Source organism: Streptomyces sp. NBC_00859 (assembly GCF_045161865.1).
Classification (GTDB): domain Bacteria; phylum Actinomycetota; class Actinomycetes; order Streptomycetales; family Streptomycetaceae; genus Streptomyces.
The window spans coordinates 3083333-3095357 of the sequence record NZ_CP108826.1; the positions used below are offsets into that span (position 1 = coordinate 3083333).

At 70.4% G+C, this 12025-nt stretch carries 12 protein-coding genes; 1 reads left to right on the forward strand and 11 read right to left on the reverse strand.

Annotation, left to right across the window (positions count from 1 at the left end):
- Window positions 1–15: 15 nt before the first annotated feature.
- From OG584_RS13085 to tsaB, 4 genes are read right to left on the reverse strand one after another with little or no spacing between them, the layout of a single operon-like run.
- Window positions 16–306, reverse strand: coding sequence for a hypothetical protein (locus tag OG584_RS13085; protein WP_405778027.1), 291 nt, complete (start codon window positions 304–306; stop codon window positions 16–18).
- Entirely contained in the window at window positions 303–1490 is a 1188-nt protein-coding gene (gene tsaD / locus OG584_RS13090) for a tRNA (adenosine(37)-N6)-threonylcarbamoyltransferase complex transferase subunit TsaD (RefSeq protein WP_405778028.1), read from the reverse strand. Before tsaD ends, OG584_RS13085 begins: the two co-directional genes overlap by 4 nt.
- On the reverse strand, window positions 1483–1962 hold the full coding sequence (rimI, locus tag OG584_RS13095) for a ribosomal protein S18-alanine N-acetyltransferase (protein ID WP_405784037.1): 480 nt from the start codon (window positions 1960–1962) through the stop codon (window positions 1483–1485). The genes tsaD and rimI overlap by 8 nt, the downstream gene beginning before the upstream one ends.
- A 17-nt stretch (window positions 1963–1979) precedes the next feature.
- Window positions 1980–2762: a tRNA (adenosine(37)-N6)-threonylcarbamoyltransferase complex dimerization subunit type 1 TsaB gene (tsaB, locus tag OG584_RS13100; RefSeq protein ID WP_405778029.1), complete on the reverse strand. Its 783-nt coding sequence runs from the start codon at window positions 2760–2762 to the stop codon at window positions 1980–1982.
- 128 nt (window positions 2763–2890) lie between these two features.
- On the opposite strand from tsaB, the gene OG584_RS13105 reads away from it, so the two are divergent.
- Window positions 2891–3436, forward strand: coding sequence for a hypothetical protein (locus OG584_RS13105; protein ID WP_405784039.1), 546 nt, complete (start codon window positions 2891–2893; stop codon window positions 3434–3436).
- 232 nt (window positions 3437–3668) lie between these two features.
- Here OG584_RS13105 and OG584_RS13110 read toward each other — a convergent pair whose 3' ends face one another.
- From OG584_RS13110 to glmS, 7 genes are all read right to left on the reverse strand, one after another.
- Window positions 3669–3833, reverse strand: a complete 165-nt coding sequence (locus tag OG584_RS13110; RefSeq protein WP_405778030.1) for a hypothetical protein — start codon at window positions 3831–3833, stop codon at window positions 3669–3671.
- A 177-nt stretch (window positions 3834–4010) separates the two neighbouring features.
- Entirely contained in the window at window positions 4011–4556 is a 546-nt protein-coding gene (tsaE, locus tag OG584_RS13115) for a tRNA (adenosine(37)-N6)-threonylcarbamoyltransferase complex ATPase subunit type 1 TsaE (RefSeq protein ID WP_405778031.1), read from the reverse strand.
- Window positions 4528–6057, reverse strand: a complete 1530-nt coding sequence (locus OG584_RS13120; protein WP_405778032.1) for an alpha/beta fold hydrolase — start codon at window positions 6055–6057, stop codon at window positions 4528–4530. Before OG584_RS13120 ends, tsaE begins: the two co-directional genes overlap by 29 nt.
- 12 nt (window positions 6058–6069) lie before the next feature.
- Complete coding sequence (gene alr, locus OG584_RS13125; protein ID WP_405778033.1) at window positions 6070–7206, reverse strand: alanine racemase; 1137 nt, start codon at window positions 7204–7206, stop codon at window positions 6070–6072.
- Between the two features lie 696 nt (window positions 7207–7902).
- Entirely contained in the window at window positions 7903–9321 is a 1419-nt protein-coding gene (locus tag OG584_RS13130) for an NAD(P)H-hydrate dehydratase (RefSeq protein WP_405778034.1), read from the reverse strand.
- A gap of 216 nt (window positions 9322–9537) precedes the next feature.
- Window positions 9538–9906, reverse strand: a complete 369-nt coding sequence (locus tag OG584_RS13135; protein WP_405778035.1) for a holo-ACP synthase — start codon at window positions 9904–9906, stop codon at window positions 9538–9540.
- The gene (gene glmS / locus OG584_RS13140) at window positions 9903–11750 is read right to left on the reverse strand and encodes a glutamine--fructose-6-phosphate transaminase (isomerizing) (RefSeq protein WP_405778036.1); all 1848 of its coding nucleotides are present in this window, start codon (window positions 11748–11750) and stop codon (window positions 9903–9905) included. Before glmS ends, OG584_RS13135 begins: the two co-directional genes overlap by 4 nt.
- Window positions 11751–12025: the final 275 nt, after the last annotated feature.

Sequence of the window (12025 nt, forward strand, 5' to 3'; positions counted from 1 at the left end):
ACCTACGGGGCAGGTCTACTTCACCTCGACCGATTCAAAGCGCCACCTGTGTACTGCCCGCGTGGTCAAACCGGCATCGGGCTCGGGTAGTTCGGGCAAATCCGCCTCGTACGGAGCGTCCCACCAGGTGAGGACCAGTACCCGGTCCTCAGGAGCCCGCAGAAACTCACAGCGCAATGGGCCCCGTGCACCCCCCGAATCTGCCGTCCCCACCGTGAGGACCTGCACCTGGGTCTGAGCCCACTCCATCAACTCAGCACCCCGGCCGGCGGCCGCTCGGGCCTCCCACATCAACGCGACGGTCATGAGTAGAGGTTGCCCTTGCTGATTTCATGTACGTGATCATGATCGTGCTCGGGCCTGCCCTCATGCCCATGGTCACCTACCTGGCTGTGCCCTTCACCGTCCGCGTGGACATGCCCCGGCGTCATCCCGGAGCCCCGCGTGATGCCGGGCACATGCGGCTCCGTCACCGGCAACGACGAGTCGGCAGAAAGATCCCAGTCCGATGCCGTCCTGTTCCGCGCCACCATTTCCGCCCCGAGCGCCGCGACCATCGCGCCGTTGTCTGTGCACAGACCGGGGCGGGGCACCCTCAGCCGGATACCGGCCCGCTCACACCGTTCCTCGGCGAGTGCACGCAACCTGGAGTTGGCGGCAACACCACCACCGATCATCAGGTGGTCGACGCCCTCGTCCTTACAGGCTCGGACAGCCTTGCGGGTGAGTACGTCGACGACCGCCTCCTGGAACGATGCCGCCACGTCGCGCACCGGGACCTCCTCTCCGGCCGCACGCTTCGCCTCGATCCAGCGCGCCACTGATGTCTTGAGTCCGGAAAACGAGAAGTCGTAAGCCGCGTCACGCGACCCCGTCAGCCCGCGCGGAAACGCGATCGCCGCCGGGTCTCCCTCCCGCGCCAGTCGGTCGATGACCGGGCCACCCGGGAAGCCGAGGTTCAGTACCCGCGCCACCTTGTCGAAGGCCTCGCCGGCTGCGTCATCAATCGTCGCGCCCAAGGGCCGGACGTCCGAAGTGATGTCGGGCGCGAGCAACAGTGACGAATGCCCGCCGGACACGAGCAGCGCCATGGTCGGCTCGGGCAGCGGACCGTGCTCCAGTTGGTCAACACAGATGTGGGAGGCCAGATGATTGACGCCGTACAGAGGCTTACCAAGGACGTATGCGTACGCCTTCGCCGCCGATACACCGACGAGCAATGCCCCCGCGAGACCGGGTCCTGCCGTCACGGCGATGCCGTCGAGATCCCGCGCCGCCACCCCAGCTTCCTTCAGAGCGCGTTCGATGGTCGGGACCATAGCTTCCAGGTGTGCTCGCGAAGCGATCTCCGGCACCACTCCGCCGAAGCGGGCATGCGTGTCGACGCTCGACGCGACGGCGTCGGCAAGCAGCGTCGTGCCGCGGACGATGCCGACTCCTGTCTCGTCGCAGGAGGTCTCGATGCCGAGTACGAGAGGTTCGTCAGCCATGGATCTCAGTTCCTTGTGCGAGGCCCATTTCCGGGCGCAGTTCGAGGCGCATGACGAGCGCGTCCACGTTGCCCGGCTGGTAATACCCCCGGCGGAAGCCGATGGGCTCGAAGCCGAAGCGTTCGTAGAGTTTCTGGGCACGGATGTTGTCGACGCGTACTTCGAGGAGGATCTCGGCGCATTCGAACGCCGTGGCGTGCTTCAACAGATCACTCAGGAGTTCCGCCCCGAGACCGGTGCCCCAGTGATCCCGGGCGGAAGCGATGGTCTGTACGTCGCCCGTGCCACCGACAGCTGCAAGGCCCGCGTAGCCGACGATCTGGTCGGCCGTCTCCGCGACCACGTACCGGCGGGTCGCGGCCGGCCCCCGCGCGTGAGCCAGCTCGGACCAGAACATGCCCTCGGACCAGGCATCATCAGGAAACAGCTCGTGTTCCAGCTCCAGCACGGGCGAAATATCCCACCAGCGCATCTCGCGCAGCACGGCCGTCACTGCGGGGTGACCACCTTGTAGTTCTTGGGCACCTGCGCGTCGGGGCGCCGCAGGTAGAGCGGCGCAACCGGAAGGAACCCCGCAGCGGCCAGCGCTTCATCCCGTTCGGTACCGGCTCCGCCGGCACTCGCCCCCTCGGGGCTCGCTCCTCCGGAGTCTGTTCCGTCGGCAACGTCCCCTCCCGGGCCGGGCAGCCAAAGCCCGGCAGCGGATGCCCGCGCCAGCTTCTCGGCCGCCAGTGCAGCGAGTGCCCCGGCCGCCACATGTTCAGGGGCTCGCGCGTCGGGAAAGGTGTCGGGATAGAGGAGCGCACCGGCCCCCACCGCGGGTACCCCCGCGACCTGTGCGGCGATGTCCGCGGGCCGGTCCACGGCAGGCTCGCCGAGCCGGGCCCGGATTCCGTCGTACCGAGCCCAGTAGACCTCCTTGCGCCGTGCGTCCGTCGCGACGACGAAGGGGCCTTCGAGCCCGGACGCGTACGCGAGACCGTCCAGCGTGCACAGGCCGTACACGGGGACGCCAAGCGCCGAACCGAGGGTGGCGGCCGTCACGATGCCGACACGCAGCCCCGTGTACGGCCCCGGTCCGACGCCGACGACGATGCCGGTGACGGCGTTCGGTTTCAGCCCCGCTTCGGTGAGGACATGATCGATGGCAGGCAGCAGCAGTTCCCCGTGACGGCGGGCGTCGGTCCGACTGGACTGGGCAACGACAGATGTCCCGTCGTGGAGGGCGGCAGTGACGGCGGGCGTGGCGGTATCAACGGCGAGCAGGAGCACACAAACAGCCTACGGCTCCCGCGGCGGGGGCACGGCGCCCAGCCCCGTCAGCCCGCTGCTGCTAACGTCACCGGGAATTCGTACGTACGAGAAATGGGGAGCCTCAGGTGTCAAGGAGCAGCTCGGGAATCGTGGCCGGGCTCACCGGGGCAGCCCTTGCCGTGGTCGGCTTCCTCGCCTATCAGGCCTCAGCGAACGCCCCTGACAGCCTCGCGGCCCCCAAGCCTTCGTCTTCGGCGTCCGCCTCGGCCGGCCCGTCGGGCGCCCCCACGAAGCCGGGTAAACCGAACAGCCGCGCGGTGCCGGCGCACTCGGGATCAGGGTCCCGCGTCGTGTACTCGCTCAGGGCGAAGCGCGTGTGGCTGGTGAGTAACACCGGAACCGGGGTGCGGTCCTTCCAGGTGATGCCGAGCGCGGTCAATCCGTCGCCGGGCACATATCAGGTGACTTCACGCACAGGCAGCACGGTGGGCTCCGACGGGGTGCCGGTCGAGCACGTGGTGCGGTTCGCGAGCGTCAACGGGGTGACAGTCGGGTTCAGTGCCGCTACGGACAACTCGATGTCGAGCCCCGACCTGCAGCAGAAGACCGGCGGTATCCGGATGAAGCGCGCTGACGGAAACGCGATGTGGCCCCTCGCGACCTACGGCACGAAGATCGTCGTCGTGCCGTAGCTTCGCCCACGGCCTCGTGTGCGGCTCACACGGCCGCCTCCGCGCGGGCAAGCGCACGTGACCTCCGTACACCTCGTGAAGCCCATCCGGATGAGGAGCATCCGGGTGAGGAGCATCCGGGTGAGGAGCATCCGGGTGAGGTGGGTGCACCTTCACGAGGCACACCCGCACCAACCACCCGAGCGGCGTCGCGGGCCCTCGGTGCGACCGGCCGGATGTTAGCCCGTACGGATTACGCGGCGTCCCGCTCTTCCTCGGGTACCCCGGCCACCGTGGTGGGTTCCGGCTCGGGAGCACGCGGTGGTGTGGACACGGCGTTGGCCGCCTCGCAGGAGGCGAGCAGATCGCGCATCGACAAGGGGGACGGCGACTGCGCTTCGGTCTCCGACGCGGACATGCTGCCTCCTCGGTCAGGCATGGTTAGGTAGACCTAACCAGGTCTTGGTATCCATGTGACCACGCCCGGTGGGATCTGTGCAACACCTTGCCGACGGCTTGTCGGAAAGTACGGGGTGAAGATTCTGAGTACGCAGGTACCGCCGGTACGCAGCTACGCAGTACCGCAGATGTTGTCTCAGGCCCTGCCGAGTTCCTCGAGCCGGTCGAGTCCCGGCCGCTGCTCCGCTGCCCACCGCGCCCCGATCCCGCTGACGGTCACGATGCGACGGTCGTCGTCGGTGTCGCCGACGCCACGCTCGATGACCACCCGCAGCCGGTCGTCCGAGAGCTCCTCGACCTTGCCGTCCCCCCACTCGACCACGATCACCGAGTCGGGCAGCGAGACATCGAGATCGAGGTCCTCCATCTCCTCGAGCCCGCCGCCCAGGCGGTACGCGTCCACATGCACCAGGGCAGGACCGCCGCCCAGCGACGGATGTACGCGGGCGATGACGAATGTCGGGGACGTGACCGCACCGCGCACGGCAAGGCCTTCGCCCAGGCCGCGGGTGAGGGTGGTCTTGCCCGCGCCGAGTTCGCCGGAGAGCATCACCAGATCGCCGGGGCGCAGCAGCACGGCGAGGCGGCGGCCCAACTCCTGCATACGGTCGGGGGAGTCGATGGACAGACGGATGGCGAATGCGGCGGCTGTGTCAGCTGCCGGGCTGTGCGGGGCTTCCATACAGGCCAACGTTAGCGTCTGCCGGTACCGCGCCCACCCTCGCCAGCAGCTCTGCAAGCCGGCCGGTCACGACCTCCGGATGTTCGAGCATCACCAGGTGCCCGGCGTCGGGGACGATGACCAGTTCAGCGACGGGCAGCAGTTCGGCGATGACCTGGCTGTGTGCGCTCGGTGTCACCAGGTCGTTCTCCCCCGCCAGGACGAGAGCGGGCACGTCGGCGAAGACCGCGGCCAGCGCGTCCGCCTTGTCGTGGTCGGTGAAGGCCGGATAGAACTCCGCGACCACGTCGATCGGAGTCCCCTCGATCAGGCGCTCCGCGAACCGGGCCACGCCGGGATCGACGTCCTTCGAGCCGAACGAGTACCGCTTGACCAGTCCGGCGAACAAGTCCGCTGTGGCCCGCCGTCCCCGCTCCACCAGCTCGGTCTGTGATCCGAGGGCCTTCAGCACTCCGGGAAGCACGCGCCGCACCGCGTTCACGCCCGCCACCGGCAGCCCGAAACTGACCTCGCCGAGTTTCCCGCAGGAAGTGCCGACGAACGCGGCGCCGACGACCCGGTCTCTGATCAGTTCGGGGAACTGGTCGCCGAGCGCCATCATCGTCATACCGCCCATCGAATGCCCTACGAGGACCAGTGGCCCCTCGGGCGCCGCCGCATCGATGACCGCCTTCAGATCGCGGCCGAGCTGGTCGATGGTGAGAGGTACGCCGTCGGCCTGATCCTGACCGCGCGCCGAGCGGCCGTGGCTGCGCTGATCCCAGTGGACGGCACGGACGTTGCCGCGCAGTGCCGCGCGCTGGAAGTGCCAGGAGTCCTGGCTGAGGCAGTAGCCGTGCGAGAAGATGACCGTGACCGGCTGAGCCGCCGTTTCCCCAATGCCCTGTCGCATAAGTGCCCCGGCCGACGCTGCTGCTCCGCCCCTTTCATCCGCCCCGCCCGTGCTGTCCGTCCCGTCCGTGCTGGCCGACCCGTCCGTACCACCGGTCCCTGCTCCCTCAGCTTTGGCCGCTCCGGCAGCCCCAGCCCCAGTCCCGTCCGCCCTGGCACCCCCTGCTCCGCCTTCGCCCGAGACCTCGGCGTCACCGGAGACCTCGGCGTCACCCGGCTCCGCGGCCGCACTCGGCTCCCGTCCGGTCTCCCCGTCCGCGTCGGAGCCTCTCTCCAGTTCCCCGGGCTTCCCCGGTTCCCCGGGCCCCTGCTCCCCGAACTCCCCCGGCTCCGACCCGACAGCGTCGACCTCGTAGTAGATCGCCGTGCCGTCATCGGCGACCGCCCGGCCCGGCGCGCCACGCAGTGAGCCGTACGGAGCCGATGCGTCGAGGGCAAGCCGCGCCTTCTTCCGCATGCCGCGGCCGACGGTCAGCCGTTCGACCGCCACGCCCGCTGCCGCACCGGCCGCGAGCACACCGATCGCGGCGCCTGCGAAGCCACCGGCTCTGCGCCAGTTGGCGCCCGCCGCGGCAGCCTGGGCCACATTCGCGCTGGTGCTCTCGCTCACCGTGCAGCTCTCCTACTGATCGTCCGGTCCCTCGTTCACATACACACGATCCACCCGCGGCCCGATGCGCGTGACGATCTCGTACGCGATCGTGTCCGCGGCCACGGCCCAGTCCTCCGCGGTCGGCTCCCCCCGGTCGCCCGGCCCGAACAGCACCGCCTCCGTTCCCGGCGGGAGTTCGTCCCCCTCCAGGTCAACGACGAACTGATCCATCGCGATCCGCCCCGCTACCCGCCGCAATGTGCCGCCGACCAGTACAGAACCCTTGCCCGAGGCGTGGCGCGGGATGCCGTCCGCGTAGCCGACGGGGACCAGTCCGAGCGTCGTGTCGGCCGCGGTGACGTATTGGTGTCCGTAACTGACCCCGTGCCCCGCCGGTACGTGTTTGACCAGGCCGAGGCGGGCGCTGAGAGTCATGACGGGGCGCAGGCCGAAGTCGGCGGCGCTGCCGAGTTGCGGTACCGGCGAGATGCCGTAGAGCGCGACACCGGGACGGACCAGGTCGTACTGCGTCTCGGGCAGTGTCAGCACGGCCGGCGAATTGGCGATGTGCCGGACCTCGGGGCTGAGGCCCGCCTTCTCCGCGTACGCGATGGCCTCGTCGAAGCGGTCCTTCTGCGCGGCGATGGACGGATGTCCGGGCTCGTCGGCGCACGCGAAGTGCGACCAGAGCCCGGTGACGACGGCCAGCCCCTCGGCTTGCGCCGTGACTGCGGCGCCGACGAGTTCGGGCCAGTCGGCGGGCTGGCATCCTCCGCGCCCGAGACCGGTGTCGGACTTGAGCTGGATACGGGCCGGCCGACCGCTTGCCCGTGCGGCGGCCCGTACCTCTTCGAGGGCCCACATACCGCCCACGGACACGTCGATGTCGGCCTCGATCGCCTCTCGCCACGGCCCGCCGGGCGTCCACAGCCAGCAGAGCAGCCGTCCCCGGATACCTGCCGCGCGCAGTGCGAGTGCCTCCTGCGGGGTCGCGGTACCGAGCCAGTCGGCGCCGGCCGCGAGTGCGGCCCGAGCGCAGGGCAGCATGCCGTGGCCGTAGGCATCCGCCTTGACCACAGCCATGAGCTGGGCGCGGGGTGCCCGAGCGCGCAGCGCGCGGACGTTGGCGCGCAGCGCGCCGAGATCGATCTCGGCGCGCGCCCGCATGGGCGGCTCCGTAACCCGCGCGCCCCGGTCATCGGCGTTTCCGGAGATGTTTCCAGCACTGTTTCCGGTGCCGGAGCCAGCGGCGTTACCGATGCCGGAGCCAGCGGCGTTACCGGTGCCGGAGCCAGCGGCGTTACCGGCGCTGCGTCCGGTCCCGGAACCAGTGCCGTTTGCGGTTCTGTTTCCGGTCACCGGCGTGCCCCGGTCATGCGCGTGCGCCGGTCGTCTCGTACCCCGGTCATCCAGGCGCCCCCGGTCATCTGCGTGCCTCGTTCATCTAGCTGTATCTGCCTGTCCCCGTCATCGCGCCCAGTCTCTCAGAGCGCGGGATCTTCCTGTCTGCTTCGCGGCGCCCGCCTCACCGACGGTGCCCGCCTCGTCACAGAATGCCACCTCGCAGGGCGCCCATGGCGGGGCGGGCGCCGCCTCGTCATGCGGGCCTCCTCGTGGGGTCCGCCTCGTCATGGACGCGGGCCCAGGCGGCCCACCGAGGGGCGGCACACCCGTCACATGAGTACGTGACGCACGTTCCGCAGCCGGCGTTCCGCCTCGCGCGCCCTCCGTACGACCCGCCCTCCATACGACCCGCCCTCCGTACGGCCCACCGCACACGCAGACGTCCGTCACTGGACCGGCGGACATCGCTGCCCCACCGGCATCACTCGCCCGCGGACATTACTCACCCGCCGCAGTCGCTCACCCGCAGACGTCCCGCCAGGCCCCCGGGATCCCGTCCGCCACGTCCTGCGCGACCACAGCGGCCCCGCACGAAGCCCGACGGGCCGCCAAGCCGTGCAGATGGGCCGCGACGGAGCCCGCGTCCCGGGCTTCGAGTCCTGCCGCGAGCAGTGAGCCCGCGAGGCCCGACAGCACATCGCCGCTGCCCGCCGTGGCCAGCCAGGGAGTACCGGTCGGGTTCACCCGGACCGGTGTGTCGCCGGACGGGGCTGCGACGAGCGTGGTCGAGCCCTTGAGCAGGACGGTCGCCCCGTAACGCGAGGCCAGCGCCCGCGCGGACGCGAGCCGTGCCCCCTCGACCTCCTCGCGTGACACGTCGAGCAGCCTCGCGGCCTCGCCGGCGTGCGGGGTGAGCAGCGTGGGCGCCGACCGGGCCCGTACGGCCGCGGCGTCCAGCTGGCGTAGCCCGTCGGCGTCCACCAGCACCGGGACGTCGGATGCCAGGACGTCCTCGACCGCCGACGTGTCGTCCCCGATGCCGGGGCCCACGACCCAGGCCTGCACCCGCCCCGCCTTCGACGGCGGCCCGGCGTGCACCAGCGTCTCCGGGAAGCGTGCGATCACCGCGTCGGCGCCGGGCCCGACGTAGCGCACCGCCCCGGCGCCACCCCGCAGCGCGCCCGCCACGGCCAGCACGGCCGCTCCCGGGTAACGCGCCGATCCGGCGACAATGCCGACGACGCCCCGCCGGTACTTGTCGCTCTCCGCTGACGGCACCGGCAGCAGCTCCGCCACGTCCGCGTACTGGAGCGATTCCAGGTCCGGCACGACGGGCAGGTCGAGCCCGATGTCGACGAGGCGCAGAGCCCCGGCGTACTCGGCGGCCGGGTCGATGAGCAGCGCAGGCTTGTACGCTCCGAACGTCACTGTGGCGTCGGCCCGTACGGCCTCGCCGACGACCTCCCCCGTGTCCGCGGAAACCCCGCTCGGCAGGTCCACGGCGACCACCGGCACCCCGTCGGACACAGCCCAGAGTGCCGCGACCGCATCGGGCCGCAGACCGCCCCGGCCGCCGATTCCGGTAATCCCGTCGACCACCAGATCGGCACGGCCGACCACGGATACGTCGTCGACCCGCCCGCCGGCGGCGAGCAGGGCCCGCAGGCCTCCCTGGTGCGCCCGGTCCGGGGCCAGCAGCACCGCTGCCACCCCCGCGCCGCGCCGCGCCAGCCGAGCGCCCGCGTACAGGGCGTCACCTCCGTTGTCCCCGCTCCCGACGAGCAGCACGACCCGGGCGCCGTACACCTTCCCCAACAGGTCCGCGCAGGCCGCCGCGAGCCCGGCGGCAGCACGCTGCATCAGGGCGCCCTCCGGCAGTCTCGCCATCAGTTCGCGCTCGGCGGTCCGTACGGTCTCCACGCTGTAAGCAGTACGCATGCCTCAACCCTCCACTGTCGCCTCGCCGCTCTCAACCCTGGACAGCCCGCGCCGCGCCGTCTCACCCCCCGGCCGTCCCCGGTGCCGTCCCGGGTGCCGTCCCCGAGTCACCGCATGAAGGCCATCCTTCGCGCAGCCACACCTGGCCGCCGCTCAGCCACACCGAACCCGCTCACAGCCGTCCGCCCGTTCCCGCTCACAGCCGTCCGCCCGTTGTCACCCCTCCGCGATGACGACGGCAGAAGCGACGCCCGCGTCGTGGCTGAGCGAGACGTGCCATGACTGCACACCGAGTTCGGCGGCCCGCGCCGCGACCGTGCCGTTCACTCGCAGCCGGGGCCGGCCCCCGTCCTCCACGAACACCTCGGCGTCCGTCCAGCGCAGCCCGCCCGGCGCCCCGAGGGCTTTGGCCAGCGCTTCCTTGGCCGCGAACCGGGCCGCGAGCGATGCGACGCCCCGGCGTTCGCCGCCCGGAAGCCGCAACTCGGACGGCAGGAAGAGCCTTCCGGCCAGCTCGGGGGTCCGCTCCAGTGCCGCGCCGAACCGTTCGATCTCGGCGACGTCGATCCCGACTCCGACAATCACTCGACCGTCACCGACTTCGCGAGGTTCCGCGGCTGGTCGACCTCGTTGCCGCGCGCTGTCGCCAGCTCGCAGGCGAACACCTGCAGCGGGACAGCCGCGACCAGGGGCTGCAGCAGCGTCGGCGTGGCCGGGATACGGATCAGATGATCGGCGTGCGGCACGACTGCTTCGTCGCCCTCCTCCGCGATGACGATCGTCCGTGCGCCACGCGCCCTGATCTCCTGGATGTTCGACACCATCTTCCCGTGCAGTACGGACCTGCCGCGCGGTGAGGGTACGACGACGACGACCGGCAGGTCCTCCTCGATCAGCGCGATGGGGCCGTGCTTGAGCTCACCCGCCGCGAATCCCTCGGCGTGCATGTAGGCGAGTTCCTTCAGCTTCAGAGCGCCTTCGAGCGCCACCGGGTACCCGACATGGCGGCCGAGGAACAGCACCGTGTCCTTACCGGCCAGGGAGCGGGCCAGCTCCCTCACCGGCTGCATGGTCTCCAGCACCCGTTCGACCTGGCAGGAGATCTCGGACAGCTCACGGATGACGACCCGGATCTCGTCCGCCCACTTCGTCCCGCGCACCTGGCCCAGATAGAGCGCGACGAGATAGCAGGCCACCAACTGCGTCAGAAATGCCTTCGTCGACGCGACAGCGACCTCGGGTCCGGCGTGGGTGTAGAGCACCGCATCCGATTCCCGCGGGATGGTCGATCCGTTGGTGTTGCAGATGGCCAGCACCTTCGCGCCCTGCTCCCGGGCATGGCGCAGCGCCATCAGCGTGTCCATGGTCTCGCCCGACTGAGAGATGGCGATCACCAGCGTCTGCTGGTCGAGGATCGGATCCCGGTACCGGAACTCACTCGCGAGTTCGGTCTCGCAGGGAATGCGCGTCCAGTGCTCGATGGCGTACTTGGCGATCATCCCCGCGTGGAACGCGGTCCCGCACGCGACGATGACGACCTTGTCGATCTCACGCAGCACCGGAGCGGGAATCCGCACCTCGTCGAGCGTCAGCAGACCGCCGGTATCGATGCGTCCCAGCAGAGTGTCGGCGACAGCTTTCGGCTGCTCGGCGATCTCCTTGAGCATGAAGTAGTCATAGCCCCCCTTTTCCGCCGCGGAGGCGTCCCAGTCGACGTGGTACGAACGGACGTCGGCCGGTGCCCCCTCGAAGTCGGTGACGAGCACGCCGTCCCGGCGGAGCTCGACCACCTGGTCCTGTCCCAGCTCGATCGCTGACCGCGTGTGAGCGATGAACGCGGCCACGTCCGACGCGAGAAACGACTCACCTTCTCCAACGCCCACCACCAGCGGTGAGTTCCGCCGCGCACCGACCACCACATCCGGCTCGTCGGCATGCACCGCGACCAGGGTGAACGCCCCGTCGAGCCTGCGGCACACCTGCCGCATCGCCTCCGCCAGGTCCCCGCACGAGGAGTACGCCTCGGCGAGCAGGTGCGCCGTGACCTCCGTGTCGGTCTCGGAAGCCAAGACGTGTCCGCGTCCCGCCAGTTCGTCACGCAGGGCGGCGAAATTCTCGATGATCCCGTTGTGGACGACAGCCACCCTGCCTGCGTTGTCCAGATGCGGGTGGGCGTTCTCGTCATTGGGCGCTCCGTGCGTGGCCCAACGAGTGTGCCCGATCCCCGTCGTCCCGGTCGGCAAGGGCCGCTCTACCAGCTCCTTCTCCAGATTGACGAGCTTCCCGGCCTTCTTCGCGGCCGCCAGCCCACCGTCGGCGAGCACAGCGACGCCTGACGAGTCGTAGCCCCGGTACTCCAGCCGTTTGAGACCCGCGATGACAACATCCAGCGCCGACTGCCCGCCGACGTACCCCACGATTCCGCACATGTCGGCAGCCTACGGCGGACACCGCGGAGCGCCGCCCAGTCAGCGCGGTGGTCCGGGATACCGCGAGGCAGCGCTCACGGGTGCACGCCCGTTCCGGGACGCGGGGCGGGCAGGCCCACGCGGGGGGCGGGGTACGCGGAGCAGCAGGCCCACGCGGGGCGCGGGGGCGCAGGCCCACCGGCGCCCCGGGCGAGAACGTGGGCCGACGTGCCACCAACCGGACGGTTGCGGTGGCCGGATGGGCGGATGGCCGGATGGCCGTTGCAACCAGGACG